Below are 17214 nucleotides of genomic sequence, written 5' to 3'. Positions count from 1 at the left end.
GAACATGCCAAAGCTCAAGTTAGGAGAGCTTCCCGACGACAAGCCGGTCAAAGTGAGTACGGAGCTGCCGGCGGCCGTGCATCGTGATCTCATTGCATATGCAGAAGCCCTTACGCGTGAAGGTGGTCAAGTGGTTGAACCGACTAAGCTCATCGCCCCCATGTTGGCGCGCTTTATGGCCACGGATCGAGGGTTTTCTAAACTGAAACGTGAGGGGCACGTACCGGCCGCCGGCGAAGGGAAGTGATGGTCAATGCTTATCGAATCTTTCGCAGGACGCTAAATAATTGCGATGTCAACTTAGGCTGCTGAGTTTGTTTTGACAGTTGAGATATCGTTTAGCGTTCCCACGTCCGCCCTAAACAACTCCGGTAGCCAGGCTTTGTCCATTTTCGGATGCGAGAGCGCTGGTCGTGGCGGACACCTATTCGGTCACTTCAGGCGCGTCACACTTCTCCTGCCATCCACGCTGACGGGCACGTCACCATCGATCGTGGCCCGACGTACCACGCGATGCTGGTCCCCGTAATCGTTGACGGCGTAATGCTGTGTTGCGCGATTATCCCATATCGCGATATCGCCCTCTAACCAGTTCCACCGCACAGTGTTTTCGGGCGCGGTAATATGAGACTGGAACAGCTCGAACAGCTTTTGTCCGTCATATTTGGGCACCCCAACAAAGTGCTTCACCAAGGCGCCGAGCACTAGCGTCCGCTCGTCTGTCTCGGGGTGGACGCGCACCACGGGATGCTCAGTCTCAAAAATCCTGCTGGTGAACACATCGTCAAAGTGTTTCTTGTCGATGTCACGGACGCGCGCGATCCCAGCGTAATCGAAAACGTTGCTGTGAACGGCCCATAGCTCCTCGGCAAGGCGTTGTAGCGGCGGCGGCAGATCAAGATAAGCGGCTGCTGTGTTCGACCAAACGGTATCGCCTCCGAACGTTGGCATTACAACGGCTCGCAAGACTAAAACCTTGGGATAGGCTTCGGCGAAGGTTCCATCCGCATGCCAAACATCGGCGCGACCGCCGCCGCGAGTGGAGTCCAGTTCGAGGAGCGACGTCGTCCCCTTGGTAGCACCGAGCATCGGATGCGGCACTAGCTTTCCGAGACGAGCGGCAAAACGCTCCTGCTCGGCGTCGTTGAGATGTCCTTGATTGCGAAAGAAGATCACCTTGTGCTCGAGCAACAAGCTGTTTATCGCAGCGATCGTGTGGTCCGGTAGATCGCCCGATAGCTTGATATTGTTGACTTCGGCACCGATGCGCGCCGCACGTTTCACAACATCGGTGCCCGGAATGACGTCATCGATCAAAGCCGTTGTGCTCCTGTTGATTTTCCAAGACCTTGCAGTTCTTCCTCGCCTCTCGGTTCGCGAATGATCTGCAGCAAGCATCATGCCAGGCGAAAGACCGAACGTGTAGCCGGATCGCACTAAGCGGATCGCGATATTTGACGCGACTTATCGGACTGAGCCGTCGGTTCGACCGAGTGAAGGAACTCGATCTCCGACCTCGAATATCACCGGATCGCGAAGACGAAGCGGATAGCAGCAGCGGGCCAGCCGCGGATCTTCAGTTATGTTCTTGTGGTCACTTAACTGCTCTGAACAATGCAATGCTTCCGCAAAACCGGTAATAGTTCATGATGGTCGTGAATCATGTAGTCAGGCCCCGCGGCGCACAGGCGCGCTTCGGAAACAAATCCCCCCGTGATTGACACGTTGATAAGACCGAGATTGCGGGCGATCTCCGTCTCAACTGGCATGTCGCCTACGATGACGGTTCTTTCTGGGGATAGATCGTTGGCCTGCATATACAAACGCAGCCGTTCTTGCTTGCTCATGCTCCTAAACTGGGTTGCGCGGCTCTCAAATGCCAAAATATCCGTGACGTGAGTCTTGATTCCGAGTCTTCTCACTTGTGTGCGAATCGGTGCAATAATGTGATTGCTGACAATGACGGTTTGAACGGATCTCTGGTCAAGGGCGAGCAAGACGTTTCGTGCCCCCTTACGTAAGGCAGCGTTGCGCGCCAAGAATTCGTAGGCGTCGTGAAAAATGGCGCTGTCGTTACTATGCACGACTTCGATTTCATCTTCCGACATGTCTAGGTTGCGGAAAAGAACCGAAAGAGGGAGTTCGAACTCCTCTCGAAGTCGGTGCATATCGACGGCTGATCGACCGAAGCGGCTCAAAATAGCATTGATGGTTTGCAGCACGGCATTGGCATCATCGAGCAGCGTGCCATTCCAGTCGAATACAACGGCGGATTTCATGCGTGAACCTAGACAAGTAATCGTGCGATATTAACGTGTTCGAGACTGGCTGTTTGCTGGTCTACGTGTTCGGTGCGATCCTGGTGGGTATGGTCGGACAGAGTGGTCAGCGGAACAACGCGCGCTAGTGAGCTGAGCGGGCGGACCGTTATTCTGAGGCGAGATGGGGGCGCAGAGCATGAGCATTGCTGCTTTTGTGGCCCTATTTCTGGATCGATTTACTTGAAGCAATGGTCATGCCAGCCGACGATCAAGGCCGAACGGGCTTTGGAAGGTCTGAACGCGTGCTATGCGCGCTGTACTGGACCTGACATGAGATTGTGCCTCTGTCAGAATGCGGACAAGAGTCTACCAGGTGCGATAAGTCCGAGCCGACTGATTCATTCGTGAGTATTGGTCGCAATTCTGGTGAGGCGAATGGGCTTCTCGATACCCTGAGTTGCTAGTCGAAGCTCGGGAGCGTTGAACAGCTTCCGATTGAGAAGACTGCAGCCAATGCTCAACATTCACTCTTCCAATCTGGCGCGAGCAACCATTGATGCCACAAGGCAAAAATACCTTGAGCGGCGTAGCGGCTAACTATTGCTGCTGGATCCCGTGAGAGCTGCGTGTCGACCGCCGCTCTTGACAACGGTCATGCATATGATCGTCTCAGTCCTGAACCAGGATAAGAGGTGCAACTTCTTGGTCTCGTGCCAGCTTGCTCGCGGCTAGGCCGGTGGCGACACCAATGCGGTCAGGCATGGGGCGATTTTGGCTCATCTTGCGCTTGCTTTCGACCCTGGTGATCGGGATGCGCACGCCGACGATTTCACGCAACTGGGCGGCAATGAAATCCACGGGAGCATCGCTGACGGCCCAAGGCGTCGCACGTGACGTTTCATGGATATTCGTCAGGCGCGTCACGATCTCGAGCAGGCGATCGGGATCGTCGAAGAACTCAATCGGCCCATGGGCATGGACCGCGATGTAATTCCATGTCGGCACCACATGCTCAGCTTGTCGTTTACTGGGATACCAGGATGGCGTCACGTAAGCTTCCGGGCCAGTAAAGATCGCCATCGCATCTCCGATCGTGGCGATGCGCCATTGCGGATTGCGCTTCGCAAGGTGCCCGTACAGCGTGCCGTGCTCGCCTTCGCTCTCATCGAGCAAGAGCGGAAGTGGCGTCGCAAGGGGCCCGCCCGACGTGGCCGTGATCAGGTTGGCCAATCGAGCGCAGCGGATTGTCGCTCGCATGTTCTCGAGGTCATCATCTCGGAAGGGGGACGGTATGTACACGAAGGGCGCCCCCGGTTGGGATGTCGTCGAGATGAACCCAGACCAACATGCTAGAAAAATGCCAGTTTCAGTCACCCCTTTGGAGGTTCGCCGTTGGATCCGGCCGCCTTGCTCGTGGCTTGGCCGCCTCATGATCGCCCGCTGACGTGTTCCTGGAGCCGTGATGTAACCGAGCGAGGCAATTATGACGCGCCAGTCCGGTTCCATGGGGCGTTCGCTTTCATTCACTGCTCTGAACGTCTGGGGCGGCTGCTTACCGATTGGTGCGTGCCACGTTCAACCTGGAACCTACCAACGGCCGGCTTACCGAGAGCAGAGCGGACAGCGGTGCTGACAACGTTCCGCTGGCTGCGCCGATAACTCCCTCAAGCCACCTCGATATCTCTCGTGGCACTTGCGGTGGGTCGAGATTTCATGAATGTCGCAGATTCCGATCTGTTTGATTTAATCGAGGTGAAGTGCGGAAGGACAACCTGTTATGGCCGATGGATTATGCGCGACGCATAACTAGTCTGGTTCTTTAGGGCAGAGTGTGTCCGAGGCGAAGGGTTGCCATGAGCGAGTTTATTTTCAGCGCAGGAATCGTTCTGTTTGGCTTTTGGCCGTCGCAATTGCGGCAATTCCTTTGTTTCTGATCGCGTTCAATCATCGGCCATCCGCCGTTCGATTGTCACTTCCTAACTCTCGCCTCCGTCAAACCTTGGTATATACCGACGCCGCTAAGACGGCCTTGCTCCGTTTCGTTACTGGCGTTAACGCTGGGCCACTAGTTTGGTTAAAGGGAATACAGTGAGCAAAGCCCGGGAATTTATCGACTTCTGGATCGAGAATAGCGTTCACGCCGTCGAGCAGTATCGGACTCCCGGCGCGTCGCAGGATGTTGCGGAACTCACTGAGCGCCTTGTCGAGGCTGCCAAAGAGCAGGATATTTCCGAAGCCGAGTTGCGGGCTGAGATGAGCGATATCTCTGAGCACATTGGAGAGCGGCTCAGGGCTGCAAATAGGGCTGAGCGCGAACGGCGCACGCCCACCTAGGAGAGCGAAGTCCGCTTACCTACTAGCCGGACGTCGCCGGCTCAATGCGACGTTCCTCAACATTCGCTGCTACTCAGCTATCAAGCTACCGCCATCCGATTGCGCGAACACCGCGACAGCCGCCGCTCAGCTATTCGCCTTCAAGGCCGGTGCCTTGAGGGACATCATGAGATTGAGCTTCTTAATGGCGGCGTTGCGCTCGCTCAGTTGCCGCGTAGTTTTGCCGTCGACCCGCTTGAAAAACCCGAACGGCGTTACACGAAAGTTGCAAGACCTACATTGTGAATTGTTCCGGGGCTCGTCAGCTTGTCGACAGCTAAGGATCACAGCATGGGAAGGTCTCTAGCTAGACTGACAGGTCCGGCTTGATTTGCCCAGATCTGGGGGAGGAAAATCGGATGGATTGCTTTGACAATATCAACAGCTTCGACGACCCAGATCTCTCGCAGACGTCTTTGCACCGGCAGAAAGTGCTGCGGTGGGCTAATGAGGCTGCGTGTTCGGCGATCCTGGATCATAACCGCTGTAGTTGACCGCCTCTTCATTGTTCGTCGGTGGCACGCGAGGTGGCCGGCGGCTTCGAGAGCTGCGTTGCGACGTTTGCTTCCGGTGGAGCTGTGCCTTTCCTGGAGGGGCCCGCGTGCAGCTTTTCGGCCGTTTCCGGCATCTATGAAATTGGTGATGCAAGCAATGAAGAAGTCAACGATACGAGAGCTTTCCCTCGTCTACAAGCTGTGCGTTCTGGGCGTTGGGGTGCTGGTCTCCTCGGCAGCTGGCGCAACTGACGATTTGATGAGCGCTGCCAAGGAGGCATTCAAACCGATTCCTTCGGTCGTTCCTGCGATAAAGGACAACACAGTCACCCACGAAAAGGTCGAACTTGGCAAGACACTGTTCTTCGATCCGAGGCTATCGGCGAGCGGGATCATTAGCTGCAATACGTGCCATAACCTTGGCGCGGGCGGCGTAGATGCCGGTCCAACGTCGGTGGGGCATGGCTGGCAGCGGGGTCCACGTCGGGCACCTACCGTCTATAACGCAGTATTCAACGTGGCGCAGTTCTGGGATGGGCGCGCGGCAGATCTCAAGGAGCAAGCTACCGGCCCCATCCAGGCGAGTGTCGAAATGAATGCCACGCCGGACAGGGTACTCAATACGTTGAATTCGATGACCGACTATGTCGTCATGTTCCAGAAAGCGTTCCCGAACGAGGCGAGGCCCGTCACCTTTGACAATTCCGCCAAGGCGATCGAGGCTTTCGAAGCGACTCTGATTACACCCGCTGCCCCGTTTGATCAGTACCTCAAGGGCGATGAGCATGCTCTCGATGATCAGCAGAAGGCAGGACTAAAGCTATTCATGGAAAAAGGATGCTCGTCTTGCCACAATGGAATCAACGTCGGTGGACAGGATTACTTCCCGTTCGGCGTGGTTGAAAGGCCGGACGGAACGCTGCTTCCATCCGCCGACAAGGGCCGTTTAGCGGTTACCAAGGTAGCCAGCGATGAGTACGTTTTCCGCGCCGCGCCGTTGCGCAACGTCGCGTTGCGGGCCCCGTACTTCCACTCGGGCCAAGCCTGGACCCTTAAGCAAGCGGTTGGCGTGATGAGTGAGACCCAGCTCGGCGCGAAGCTCAGCGATAAAGAGGAAAACGACATTGTCGCGTTTCTAAATTCGCTAACTGGGCAACTGCCCAAGATCGAATATCCGAGACTGCCCACGCGTAGTGATACAACGCCAAGTCCCTCTCTAGACAAATAGAACCACCGATAAGGCGGATGCCGTGCGTCCTTGGTTCAATGACATTCAAGATGTGCGCGTCGCTAAGCGTGCCCAATCTTAATTGTCGTTGCCCACGCGTCTATGATCACCGACTCCATGACGTTCTTCAGAGCATCGTCGGGATATCGGAGATCCTCGTAGTTATCGAGCGCGACGACGGCTACATTAAATTTGGAGAGGTCAGGATCGCCAACATCGGACTTGAAGGTCTGCCAGAGCTGCGGCAAGCCCTGGCGGAGCTTTTTCAATTCCTGAAGGGTCATCGTCTTCACCATCGCGCCCTTCAACATGCATTCGATTGCGTGATGAAGAAAGTTGCCGCAGATCGGGTTGAGGCCAGCGGTCACGGCGTGCCTGCCCGCGACATAGTACTGGCACCCGCTCCCAGAAGTGATTCTGTCGCTGTGCGGTGTTTTGCATCCAGCACCCTGAACGAAAATCGAACTGTCGTGTCGCGCTCAAGGAGTGATCCGTAGGCGTCGGTAATTCGTTGATTTTACTGATATCGGTTGACGACGGTTTGCAACACGGAGACGGGCAATGGAACGAAGCCGAAACTGCAACAGACCTTTATTTTATCGGCACAAATGCTGGCGATCCCGGTAGGATTGGCGAGATCGGCGAGTTATCTGGGATTCGGCGGCCAATATGCGCCGAGCATGGCCGGCAAGGAGGTTCGCGCAGCAGTGGCTGCGTTGAACGTGGTTATGGCTGAGGATGAGCCGGCTGCTGCGCAGGGCGCGCGGTGACACGCTGTCGATACGACAGCGCACCTGACCGTCCCTATGATGACTGTAACCCAGGGGCGGCGCTGTCGAGCTTTATCGCTTGCGTCGGGCTGTAGTCAGGATTACCGCCGCGCGCGGAGGGCCGCACCATGGCGAGGTCTCTCGTTGTACACAGGGATCGGGTACCCGAGTCGCAGAAGATTTATCGCGCGGCACAGTACGTCCGCATGTCCACCGATTACCAGCAATACTCAATTGAAAATCAGGCGGTGGCAATCGCCGCCTATGCCGAACTCCACAGACTCAGGATCGTTCGCACCTATCGTGACGAAGGGGAAAGCGGTCTCAAAATCGAGAATAGAACAGGCTTAACCGAACTGATCAATGACGTCGAGACTGGTCACACGGACTTCGGTCATTTGCTAATTTTCGATGTCAGCCGCTGGGGCCGCTTTCAAGACGTAGATGAGAGTGCGCACTACGAATTCATCTGCCGAAGGGCCGGCATCAACGTTGCCTATTGCGCCGAGCAATTCGATAACGACGGAGGCCTGCTTTCGAGCATTGTCAAGAATATCAAGAGGGTCATGGCGGCGGAGTTCAGCCGGGAGCTATCAGTCAAGGTTCTTGCAGGAGCTTTACGCCTGGCAAATCGCGGGTTCAAGATGGGTGCCCCAGCACCTTATGGGCTAGAGAGACGGCTCGTTGACGACAAATGTAGGGCGAAAGGAGTTCTGCATAGCGGTGAGCGGAAGTCTCTTACCACCGACCGTGTAAAACTTGGGCCAGGTTCGCGAGATCAAGTCGCCGTCGTTAAATGGATCTTCGATGAATATCTACGATGCAAATCGCAGGCGAGAATTGCGCGAGAGCTTAACCGACGAGGCGTCCTCACGAACCGAGGGAGCCGATGGCGTTCGAGTTCGATAGGCGTAATTCTTCATAACGAAGCTTATATCGGCAACTTCATCTACAATCGCTGTACCGAGAAACTAGGGGCGAAGCGAACGCGCAATCCCAGAGAACTCTGGGTTAGAAGTGATGACTCGATTGAGCCAATCATCAAGTGTGACACATTTCTGCGAGTAAAAAAGGCGATGGAGGAGCGTCAAGTCTGCATTTCCGAGGAGGAGATGCTGGTGCGCCTCCGTAAGGTTCTGATGAAGAAAGGCAAGCTCAATGCTTCGATTATTGATGAAAGCTCCGGATTACCTTCACTCACCTCATATTTGAATCACTTTGGCACCCTTCGAAATATCTATCGGTTGATTGGCTACACCGGCAACCAAGGCCGCCTGGATAAACTCGCCGAGCACAGACAGTGGGTCAATTTCCACCTCGAGAATGCCTACCGTCTTCGGGACGCCTTTGAGGGGGCGGGTAGGAACGCCAAACTTGATCTGTCGATCGAATGTTTACGGATAGATAACGCCGTGAACATCTGCTTCCGTGTGGCTAAATGGCGCAAATATGGGCGCGAGCCGATACGCTGGTTGTTGAGTAGTCGCGTGCGATGGCCGAAGGGATGGGTAGTTGCGCTAAGGATGGGGGAGAACAACGAGGCAGTCCTGGACTATTTATTATTGCCGTCGGCGTCGCTTTCGTTCAAAAGTCGGGTATTCCGGTTTTCTGAAGACACGCGCGCGGTTCACAAAATAGAGCGCTTTCAGACTTTCGAAGCCCTGTCTCGATCGCTCATAAAGCGCGTCTGTGAGAGAACGAGCAAAGCAAAGAAGACCGAAAGAGGCCGGACCGTCTAAGTGGGCCCTCGCTGGAACATCGTTGTAAGCAATATGAGCTGTAGCGAGACCGAACTTTGGACCACCCAGAACTAGAGTTTTGCGACAATCCGGATGTGGACGCTGACATCAAAGCCAGACTCCACCATCGAGCGCTTGGAAAAGGGCTGCCTGGACGCCTTGTCGTCTGTCGATCTCGCCGAGAACATCGGCAAACAGCTTCATGCGGATAATCGATACACCGATCAGGGCCGACAGGATCAGTACCGCGATCACATCCTGCACCATGCCGTGCCCGTATTTCATCAGGGGCGCCGCGCGATCTCGAGAGCCAAGCAGGAGCTCGACCGCATGCGCGCTCGTCTACAACTTCCGAAGGCCGATCCAGCCGACGCGGCAGGGGCCATCGCGAAGATGGAACTCCGGACATGGCTGCGCGGTTTGCCGCAGGTCGAACGCGACAAGATCACCAGGGCAGAGAACCTCGATCCGCAGGTCCGCGCGGCCATCATCGAGGCAGCGCTCGCTTTGACGGGTGTGGCTGACAGCCATCTAGCCGTGCTGAAAGAGAAGGTTTTGCGCGAAGTGCATGGCTCGCTGATCGATGACATCGCCCAGTTGGAGGACGCGATCAGCGTGGCAACATCGGCAGTCGAGGCCGGACGCGAGAGCGTTCACATTGATACCGGCATGACGATTGAGCAGTTCAATGCCGCCGCGGCGCCCATCGAACAGCGTCAGAAAGTGGCCTGGCTGCGTCGCGGTCGCGTGGTGGATCTCGAGCACGGTGTTGAGCGTGACCGTGCCCGCGGCGTGCTCGGCTCGCTCGGCATCGACACGGTGACGCCCGACGTTTAACCGCTGGGCCAGCCAGAAAATACGCCGCCGGTCTCAGAAATATGCGCCCGGCGGCGTTCATTCCAAAACCTGGGCCCTGAAAATTTCCCAAGCGCGAGCAAACGTCAGTGCCCCCGCCCGAGTTGCTATTTTTTAAGGGCCAGTTTGGTTGCTGATTTGCCAACGGCTGTTTCTCCACGCGTCTTTGTCCTTGCGGGACATGACGCTCAGCGCTTAGGTTTCCCGCACTAGGACCAAAGGAGGTTTTGTCTGTGGCTACAGGTACTGTGAAGTGGTTCAACCCGACGAAGGGTTACGGATTCATCCAGCCCGATGACGGAGGCAAGGATGTTTTTGTGCATATTTCCGCGGTCGAAAGGGCGGGCCTGAGCAGCCTAAATGAGGGCGCGAAAGTCAGCTACGAAGCGAAGGACAATCGCGGAAAAACATCCGCCGAAAATCTGCGGGTGGGCTGACGCACCAGGAACAAGCGGCAATGCCGGGAGTCATCATAAGCTCCCGCGATAGGTTGCCCCCCGACCGGGAGTTTAGAGCGGCCTTGGCGTTCCCCGCGCCAGGGCCGCCATCCTTGTTATGCTGCATTGCCATGTTTCAGGAACAAGTGGCCGGGCCAATGAGTCCCTTCATTGCTCCCGGACAGGTGGCGCCCTCGACCGGGAGCTTAGTGGTGGCCCCGGCGCGCCCGCGCTGGGGTCGCTTTTGATTGCGCCCCATTTTCAGAACAAACGCTAAACCGCCGTGTTGCGCCCATGTTGCGCGGAGTGATTTGTAGCGGCTGATAAACGTGTTGATTCTGCTGGTGTGGAGTCGCAGCGCCTTGCAACATGAAAACGGGCGCTGGAACGAAGCCGAAACTGCACGAAACCCTTATTTTATCGGCATAAGTCGTGGCGATCCCGGCAGGATACGAACCTGCAACCCGCGCCCGATCGCTAATGGATTTTCCACAACTCGCATGTAATCAAAGCCATGCGTCAGGGTCTACCCGGTCTCAAACGGCATCCTTCCGCAACCAACGGTGGAGAACAAGCCGGAATTCTATGGGGTCGTCACTGGTTAAGCCCGGAACCGCCTGAGTACATTGGCAAGCCGCTTCGTGCCCTTCTGCATGTGCGAACGGGTACCGAGTATGGGCCTCGATTCTCATCACGCTTCAGCGGGCCCGGCTTCGCGAATGGAACTGGCGGGGCAGGAGCGGTTGCGCGGCAGCGGCTCCAACACTGGCCATGGCCCCCGAAGTGCTGGGGGCTGTTCGCTCCCACTGTGGCGGCGCGCGCCTTCACCCACGGCAGAACTTGCTTGAAAATTGCCGGTACGTAATTTCCTTTCCGCTACCGCAAATGTTGTCGCACGTTTCGTTGAAAGCGCTTCTCGAAAAACTGGGATGGTCATTTTCAATAGAAAGCATCATGCGGTTGCCGCTGGCGGACGAGTTGTATGGATTGAAGCAAGGTCGTGTTTCACTGGACGCGCATGCTTTTATCGTCGCATGCAAATCGCTGCATGTTCTGGCGTCGATTTTCGAGGTGATCTTCGAGCGATGAACTGACAGCGTGCCTCTTCGAAAACGCCCAGCTAGCCGATAACCCTGCTTATTGCCGATCTTGAAGGTCGCCGTGTCGGTTCGAGCGTTTGTATGGAGGACAGTTAGCTCACACCAATAACAATCTTCTACAACATTTTTGACCGTTATTTTTGAACCCCGTTCGACAACGAGTCGAACGGCCCGCGGAGGGCAACCGTTACCGCCGCAAGAATCGGAAATTGGCAAGAGAGTGTAGCTTCTAGTTTTGACCGGTTCGCCGAAATAGAGAACACCCCCTGCAGTCGAACAGAAGAGGCGCTCGCCGTTGCGGAACAGGCACTGCGTGTATTCATGTTCGGGTGTTTCTGAAATTGTGTAGGTCGAATGTGTCGTACGCAGCGTATTGTTGGCTTCGTTCTCAGCGGATTTCGCAGACTGCAGCATTGGAAGAAGCCATATAACGGCTCCGATCATCAAACACAGTGCTGAATCGGTTCTTCGCATGTACCCAAGCGCTCGTGGCTAAAAGCTAGCTGACACCTACCCCCATATCTTCTTGACCTCTTGGCCGGTGTAAAGGGCCGGGTTCTTACGGGGGGGTGTGATCTGGTTCACAAATGTGCGGGTGAATGGCTGCTAGATCGTGTTTTCGCTGAGGGATTTAAGGGGCTCAGTGACAGGCGCCGCCGGGACGCGGTATTTCGAGCCCGACGGCGTAGTTTTTTCAAGGGCATTGAAGCGGCCTTGGGAGCGCAACGATGAACACGCGTGTCACAAAACCTTGGCGGACAAGTGCCAACCTCTCGGAGTTGGGATTTCATGGCCCAGACTGGAATGCGTGGCGATCGCCGCCGAGCGAACATACTCCGCTCGCGCGGAGTTCAGCATCAATCTCCAATTGGAGGGAAACGCATGTTCGACGCCGAAACGACCACGCTGCTAAGAGCGGTGCTAGAGGAAGTTTGCGAGAACATTTCCGTCTTTGAAACCGGCGTCAGGACGCACGTTGCTTCCAAGATCCTCGAAGCCGCGGCAAACGGTCGACTCTCAATAGATGACTTGAAGGCAGCGGGTCACAACGCCCTGAACACGCCTACGATGCGGCGCTGAGTTTCGTCCTTGTCGGCGACGCTGTGTGGTGCTGAGTCTCTCTCGGTGAGACGCTGTTCAAGTGCGGCAATGGTCACCCTGAGATTGTCGCGCCGATCGTTCAGCGACTTTGCAAAAATCGGATACCTCACGTTGGATCGGTCGAAAATCCTCGCGCGTTCTTCTTCGGCCGCGATCTCAGCTTCGATCAGTTGGAGGGTGCGGACGAGATCAGCCAGTATCTTGCTGATCGTCAATTCTCGTACCGTGCTTTCGCGGGCTGTCTCAAAACGAGGATGCATATTCATTTGCGTGCTCCGAATGTTTGAGTTCGGCACACCGAATAGCTGGTGGCCGAACGATTCACGCACGCATCGCAAGTTGTCTGCCAGAGGCGGTCCCGTTAGAATACTGTCGGTGCCGATGAGCACAACAGAGGCGTGGTGGACGCTTGCTCAAGCGGGGTTGGGTGTCGGCTAGATCCGCGCCTTGCGTCATCCGGCTGCAAGCGCACTTGCTTCCGAGCAAAACCAGCGCTCACCGCGAAACAAATTGATCCGTGTCTGCGAATAGTACATCTGCCGCGGAAGGTGATATGTCCGCTCGCCGGCTGCGCTTAGATTTCCCTTGATGGGGCAGCCGAGAAGCGCTGGCGCATAATCGAGTGCGACGAAGACGAGAAACGACAATCCCAGCACCGCAGCGAATATTGCGAGCCCTCGATTCATCTCATTATCTCGAATAATTCGTTCACCTCTCATTATCTCGAATAATTCGTTCACCTCGCTCAGCCGCGGCTTCGTGCCGGCCGGCGTGTACTCTAGTAGCATGTGCCTGGTGTCGACTGCGATCCGGTCGCGGCGGATGTCATCCTGCTCGGCGTGATATGGCCGCATGTCCGCAACGAACTGCCGGGCCACCGCCGGCGGGATCTCGAGCGGCTTCCGGGTGATTGGCATGCCCGGAAGGTAGCTATCAGATGCCGGTTTTGCGAATCGGCCTGGCGAGACAGGATAGGGCTGCGTCGGCAGCGGCCCCGGCACTGGCCTCCACGGCCCCCGGAAGTGCTGGGGCCGTTTCGTTGTCGCGCGAACAGGTCTTTGCGAGCCCTGCAGCATTCTCACGAACGTCACGCTCTCAGGCTGGTGGCTGTAACTCCTGTGAAGCCAGCCATCGCGTCATCCGGCAGGCTGCTTCAGCCTGCCGCGCCCGCCGAATAAGCCGGTCGCGCTCGACTCCTGGTGGGGTGCCGCGCGCCTCTTTTCGCAGCCGCTCAGCTTCCGCGCAGACGCTCTTATCGAGAGGATCAATTCGCTTGGAAAGTCGGAGCTCGGTCATGCGCTCCCCTCCCTGGTATGCAGGCGGGAGCGCTATTGGTCTCTCAGCCACCGACGCCTACGGCAAGCCTTGGCCGGTGATGTTGGAACAATGATCCTGAACAGAGATGGTTGCAAGGAACTTGCGGCCCGCAAAACCCCGGTGAGATGGCACCTGCGCTGAGGCAGCCCTGCCATTTTGAGAAAGCCTGTTCCTCACATATCGTGATGTTGGCGTAAGACGAACGCCACGCCGCGGCGCGGGCGGCCGTGGTGACGACCGGGAAATGGACCTCGGCACCTTCGACCGCATGCTGGACCAGCGGTACGCCTCCCGCCAGCGTCTCGGTGAAGAGACATTTGAGGTCGACGCCGAGCAGGACCAAGCGCGCTCCGAGCCGAGCCTCGGCAGCCTCCTATGGGCCAGCCAGACCCATTGGGCGGCCGGTGATGCCCGCGACCTTGAGGAGGGGTTCGAGACCGGCATCGCGGATCTGGACGGCCTACTCGAGCAGATCGGGTCGCAGGATTGGCAACACGGGAGCATGGAATGACCCAGATAACCCGAAGGTTCGGCCTGCAGATGATTGCGGGTGCTGCCGGCTCAGCGCTCAGTGGATCAGCCGGAGTCGCCGAGGCTTCCGTTGATCCAGCATTCCCAAACATCGTCAGGCCTCGGCGGACCACTTGGCTTCCATCGAACCATACGATTGGGCGGAGCGCGGCACAGACGCCTACTACGCCGCCCGAGACCATAACGAGGCCTGTTGTTACGCCGCGATGGATGCTGCGTGGGAGCTGGCGTCAACGATACCCACGACTATCGCCGGCATCGCTGCCGTTCTCCAGTACGCGAACGAGGTGGAAGACGCAGGCGACGAATGGCCGGTCACTGACACCATCGGCCCGGACGGCATTATCAACTGCGACAAGCGATGGCCGTTGCGGCAGCCAACCTCGCGGCGGCGTGACGACGAACACCGTCGCCTGCAACCACAATTGAGCCACCTGTCATATGCAGCCCGCCGGTTCACACCGGCGGGTTTTCCCTTGGCGCAGTTTCCATTGTTTCAGGTGGTCGACGGCGGCGCGCGCTATGTTCGGTCATGACTTTCACCGCCTCATCTTCGTCGGCGCAAAAAGCGATGCTTCGCCGATCGGCAAACACGAGCCACTGGCGGAGGCCAACTTCCCTGATGACGTACTCGGTCATTTTCGAGCGTCCTGCAGCGAGTGGACTACATCTTATGCAAGCGACGTTGCTGTTCCATTAATCAGAATCCGGCTTGGGTGACGCCGCCGGGCTCGAAATGTTTTGTCGCGGCGGTGGGATTTCAGCTGGCCCCGATAGTCGCTGCTTCGTGGGCTGAAGGGTTAAATCAACAGCTTCTTGCTCAGCCTTTGTATGCCCAGCGGGCGGTTCAATCGGGCTTTCGGACCAGTGCCTTTCAGGTGCTCCCGCTAGGACCGGCTGCTTACGCCTGGCGGCCCACCGCTGTTCGCATTTTCTTTCAACGTCCAGAGGGACAGTACTCATGGCTCGACCTCGGTCTCGGACCTGCCCCAGTGCTGCGCGTCAACTTACAACTTGTGCAAAAGCTCCTATTGATCTGCCGCAAGTCCCAGGAAAAGACGCCGCCGGTGAGCCCCTCCCCCGCGGGGAGGCCGTTCTTCATGACTCTCTAGGAAGCGCAGCGCGGCTTCAGATTGACCGACCGCAGGAAAGTGTCCAGCCCGCTCTGGCTGCAGTTCTTAACTTCGCCAACCTGTTTCTCCGCTTCGGGGCGGGTAACTGGCGAACTGCTTCCGCTACTCGCATTCGGCATTGATTTGTACTTGGTGTCCGCAGGATCATGCCAATGTCGAGAAATGATCTTGGCCGGCGCCTTCAATCGATCGTTCGGACCGGGCGCGACAGCTATTGGGCGGGCTGCTGGGGCAGCGATCGTTGCCGAAGCTGAAGCACCCGTTGTGACGGCAGCAACCTCGTTTGCTGGCGCGACTTCGTTCTCGACGGCAGCCACATCTGTCGCGGGTGCGGGCTTCAGCGGTAGACGGTCGCTTTTACTCGAGGTCTCCGCCACCGGGTAGGCAAATGGATGTGCTGGCGCGGGATTCCTCCCCAAGGCTGCAACAGCGCCCATTCCTACCAGGCCGATTACTCCGACGGCTACGACCCTAATCCACACCTGATTGATCCTCGACAACCCAGCGAACCAGAGACTTCCGCCGAAGTTTGCCCAGAATAAGGCTCTAAGCCATTGGTTTGACAGACGGACTTCTTTTCTCCTGGGTCAACCCGGGCGGCGTGACCTCGGCGCGCCAGCTCGCGCTGGAGTGGTTCTCATTTGTGGGCTGACTGGTGGGCTGCTCGACGGGGCGAAAACTAAAGATTGTTATTTCAATACCTTAGATGGGATGTGATCGGCTGTTGCCGGTTCTGGAGTACGTGAACCGGTACGAAGAGCCTTCCCTGAGGACCGGCGGTCAGGGTCGCAATCCAAACGGAACCCAATCCGTCATCGAATCGATGATGAACCGGGCGATCGTGCGCGGCACAAACTTGGAGACGCAGGCGCGCTGGTACCGCATGGAGCGAGGCGGTCATTACGATCCGGGCAACAAGGGCCGCGGCGCGCTGGAAAATCCGGCTCACCGCACGATCCTGGAGCGAAGTCTCGTCAACGCGCTTGCGGGCGCAAACCTATCGAACTACGCGACCGACAATGCCTCGGCGGGACTCGCTCAGCGGGAGCGCGCCTCGGGCAAATTTAGGTTTAGGTCCGAGTACGGCGGCCGCGGTGGCACCGGCTCCCCCGGAATGGAAACCTTCTTTGCGCCGGGCACTGCAGAGCCTGGCCTCGCCGTGCGATGGGATCATTGGCACCAGAGCACGATCGCCGCAGAAGCGGCGGCGGCTGCTAGGGGAGACTCTAGCAACGTCCCGACCGGCGACGCGCCGACGTCGCGACCGAGGGTCGTCATCCCGACCGGCAACGGGTTGGCTCGGGCCAGACCGGCAACCAGCGCTCGTTCGACAACTGGCGCGCGCTTGGCCTCGGCGAGCGCGGCGCGCTAATCCGCGGGGGTGACCAGAGCTCGATCGACAATTCGAGCAGCACTCAGACGCATGTCGAGAACATGCACGTGACGGTCCCGCGCGGGGCCGATCCCAGCGCCTACGGTGACGGCATCATGAGGCGTCTGTCCGATTACAACAACGTCCAGAATTCGAATACGGGGATGGTCTGATGGCCGACAACGCGGCTCATCCATCGAAAGCGTGTGAGCGCGAGGTGCGGGAGCAACTCGGGGCTGTGCTTGCCGAGATCGACAAGGCTCATGACACCATCGCGACCTATCGGCGTTTGGCCGACCGCGCCGAGGCCGGCGCTGTACGGAAATTGGCGGAGAGTCTGGTTGTTCAGGAAGAAGCCAAGCTCACCAACCTCAAGGCTTCGGGACTGACGCTCACGTGCTCACTCGCCGTGATGGCGCTTGCCGATCTCGTCCCTTCGATAAAGACCATGCATGCCCAATTGGAGGGGGCGCGCCAGCTGCTATATTTTTTTGTATAGCTTC

The 17214-nt window shown here is 57.4% G+C and carries 18 protein-coding genes; 12 read left to right on the top strand and 6 right to left on the bottom strand.

Annotated elements, in window-relative coordinates; translation table 11 throughout:
- The first annotated feature begins 4 nt into the window (after positions 1-4).
- Positions 5-247: a DUF2274 domain-containing protein gene (locus tag ACVWZM_RS07795; RefSeq protein ID WP_456852376.1), complete on the top strand. Its 243-nt coding sequence runs from the start codon at positions 5-7 to the stop codon at positions 245-247.
- A gap of 185 nt (positions 248-432) precedes the next feature.
- On the opposite strand, the gene ACVWZM_RS07790 is transcribed toward ACVWZM_RS07795, so the two are convergent.
- The 3 genes from ACVWZM_RS07790 to ACVWZM_RS07780 form a co-directional block, all read right to left on the bottom strand.
- The gene (locus ACVWZM_RS07790) at positions 433-1317 is read right to left on the bottom strand and encodes a TauD/TfdA dioxygenase family protein (RefSeq protein WP_310881385.1); all 885 of its coding nucleotides are present in this window, start codon (positions 1315-1317) and stop codon (positions 433-435) included.
- Positions 1318-1598: 281 nt separating this feature from the next.
- Positions 1599-2279: an HAD family hydrolase gene (locus tag ACVWZM_RS07785; protein ID WP_456852374.1), complete on the bottom strand. Its 681-nt coding sequence runs from the start codon at positions 2277-2279 to the stop codon at positions 1599-1601.
- Positions 2280-2930: 651 nt separating this feature from the next.
- Positions 2931-3560: an FMN-binding negative transcriptional regulator gene (locus ACVWZM_RS07780; RefSeq protein WP_076829171.1), complete on the bottom strand. Its 630-nt coding sequence runs from the start codon at positions 3558-3560 to the stop codon at positions 2931-2933.
- Between the two features lie 789 nt (positions 3561-4349).
- Here ACVWZM_RS07780 and ACVWZM_RS07775 point away from each other — a divergent pair.
- Together ACVWZM_RS07775 and ACVWZM_RS07770 are read left to right on the top strand one after the other, a co-directional pair.
- Positions 4350-4595: a hypothetical protein gene (locus ACVWZM_RS07775; protein WP_028336511.1), complete on the top strand. Its 246-nt coding sequence runs from the start codon at positions 4350-4352 to the stop codon at positions 4593-4595.
- Between the two features lie 690 nt (positions 4596-5285).
- Positions 5286-6356 carry a cytochrome-c peroxidase gene (locus tag ACVWZM_RS07770; RefSeq protein WP_456852372.1) on the top strand — a complete coding sequence of 357 codons (1071 nt, stop codon included), beginning with the start codon at positions 5286-5288 and terminating at the stop codon, positions 6354-6356.
- 62 nt (positions 6357-6418) lie between these two features.
- On the opposite strand, the gene ACVWZM_RS07765 is transcribed toward ACVWZM_RS07770, so the two are convergent.
- Positions 6419-6724, bottom strand: coding sequence for a hypothetical protein (locus ACVWZM_RS07765; protein ID WP_456852370.1), 306 nt, complete (start codon positions 6722-6724; stop codon positions 6419-6421).
- A 162-nt stretch (positions 6725-6886) separates the two neighbouring features.
- Here ACVWZM_RS07765 and ACVWZM_RS07760 point away from each other — a divergent pair, with 162 nt between their 5' ends.
- The 5 genes from ACVWZM_RS07760 to ACVWZM_RS07740 all read left to right on the top strand — a co-directional run bounded on the left by ACVWZM_RS07760 (position 6887) and on the right by ACVWZM_RS07740 (position 11246).
- Complete coding sequence (locus ACVWZM_RS07760; protein ID WP_456852368.1) at positions 6887-7126, top strand: hypothetical protein; 240 nt, start codon at positions 6887-6889, stop codon at positions 7124-7126.
- 128 nt (positions 7127-7254) lie between these two features.
- Positions 7255-8865 (top strand): recombinase family protein, encoded by a 1611-nt coding sequence (locus tag ACVWZM_RS07755; protein ID WP_456852366.1) that lies wholly within the window; start codon positions 7255-7257, stop codon positions 8863-8865.
- A 93-nt stretch (positions 8866-8958) separates the two neighbouring features.
- Positions 8959-9702, top strand: coding sequence for a hypothetical protein (locus ACVWZM_RS07750; protein WP_456852364.1), 744 nt, complete (start codon positions 8959-8961; stop codon positions 9700-9702).
- A gap of 251 nt (positions 9703-9953) precedes the next feature.
- Positions 9954-10157, top strand: coding sequence for a cold-shock protein (locus tag ACVWZM_RS07745; protein ID WP_028336518.1), 204 nt, complete (start codon positions 9954-9956; stop codon positions 10155-10157).
- A 771-nt stretch (positions 10158-10928) separates the two neighbouring features.
- A complete protein-coding gene (locus ACVWZM_RS07740) occupies positions 10929-11246 on the top strand; it encodes a hypothetical protein (RefSeq protein WP_253640490.1) in 318 nt (105 codons plus the stop codon).
- Positions 11247-12300: 1054 nt separating this feature from the next.
- On the opposite strand, the gene ACVWZM_RS07735 is transcribed toward ACVWZM_RS07740, so the two are convergent.
- A complete protein-coding gene (locus tag ACVWZM_RS07735; RefSeq protein WP_456852362.1) occupies positions 12301-12624 on the bottom strand; it encodes a hypothetical protein in 324 nt (107 codons plus the stop codon).
- A gap of 186 nt (positions 12625-12810) precedes the next feature.
- Positions 12811-13275, bottom strand: coding sequence for a sunset domain-containing protein (locus ACVWZM_RS07730; RefSeq protein ID WP_456852360.1), 465 nt, complete (start codon positions 13273-13275; stop codon positions 12811-12813).
- 644 nt (positions 13276-13919) lie between these two features.
- Between ACVWZM_RS07730 and ACVWZM_RS07725 the strand changes: the two genes are divergently transcribed.
- The 4 genes from ACVWZM_RS07725 to ACVWZM_RS07710 all read left to right on the top strand — a co-directional run bounded on the left by ACVWZM_RS07725 (position 13920) and on the right by ACVWZM_RS07710 (position 17210).
- Positions 13920-14186: a hypothetical protein gene (locus ACVWZM_RS07725; protein WP_456852358.1), complete on the top strand. Its 267-nt coding sequence runs from the start codon at positions 13920-13922 to the stop codon at positions 14184-14186.
- 133 nt (positions 14187-14319) lie between these two features.
- Positions 14320-14742, top strand: a complete 423-nt coding sequence (locus ACVWZM_RS07720) for a hypothetical protein (RefSeq protein ID WP_456852356.1) — start codon at positions 14320-14322, stop codon at positions 14740-14742.
- Between the two features lie 1321 nt (positions 14743-16063).
- A complete protein-coding gene (locus ACVWZM_RS07715) occupies positions 16064-16711 on the top strand; it encodes a hypothetical protein (protein WP_456852354.1) in 648 nt (215 codons plus the stop codon).
- 172 nt (positions 16712-16883) lie between these two features.
- Positions 16884-17210: a hypothetical protein gene (locus ACVWZM_RS07710; protein ID WP_456852352.1), complete on the top strand. Its 327-nt coding sequence runs from the start codon at positions 16884-16886 to the stop codon at positions 17208-17210.
- The last annotated feature ends 4 nt before the right edge of the window (positions 17211-17214 follow it).

The sequence above is a fragment of the Bradyrhizobium sp. USDA 4501 genome (genome assembly GCF_054062115.1).
Note: the sequence above shows the minus strand (reverse complement) of the source record. Positions and strands in the feature narration are given on the sequence as shown.

Excerpts from the sequence above, each read along its gene's own strand:
- ACVWZM_RS07785 (WP_456852374.1), bottom strand. The coding sequence starts at position 2,279 with ATGAAATCCGCCGTTGTATTCGACTGGAATGGCACGCTGCTCGATGAT.
- ACVWZM_RS07735 (WP_456852362.1), bottom strand. The coding sequence starts at position 12,624 with ATGAATATGCATCCTCGTTTTGAGACAGCCCGCGAAAGCACGGTACGA.
- ACVWZM_RS07730 (WP_456852360.1), bottom strand. The coding sequence starts at position 13,275 with ATGCCAATCACCCGGAAGCCGCTCGAGATCCCGCCGGCGGTGGCCCGG.
- ACVWZM_RS07795 (WP_456852376.1), top strand. The coding sequence starts at position 5 with ATGCCAAAGCTCAAGTTAGGAGAGCTTCCCGACGACAAGCCGGTCAAA.
- ACVWZM_RS07710 (WP_456852352.1), top strand. The coding sequence starts at position 16,884 with ATGGCCGACAACGCGGCTCATCCATCGAAAGCGTGTGAGCGCGAGGTG.
- ACVWZM_RS07770 (WP_456852372.1), top strand. The coding sequence starts at position 5,286 with ATGAAGAAGTCAACGATACGAGAGCTTTCCCTCGTCTACAAGCTGTGC.
- ACVWZM_RS07725 (WP_456852358.1), top strand. The coding sequence starts at position 13,920 with ATGGACCTCGGCACCTTCGACCGCATGCTGGACCAGCGGTACGCCTCC.
- ACVWZM_RS07740 (WP_253640490.1), top strand. The coding sequence starts at position 10,929 with ATGGCCCCCGAAGTGCTGGGGGCTGTTCGCTCCCACTGTGGCGGCGCG.
- ACVWZM_RS07750 (WP_456852364.1), top strand. The coding sequence starts at position 8,959 with ATGTGGACGCTGACATCAAAGCCAGACTCCACCATCGAGCGCTTGGAA.
- ACVWZM_RS07755 (WP_456852366.1), top strand. The coding sequence starts at position 7,255 with ATGGCGAGGTCTCTCGTTGTACACAGGGATCGGGTACCCGAGTCGCAG.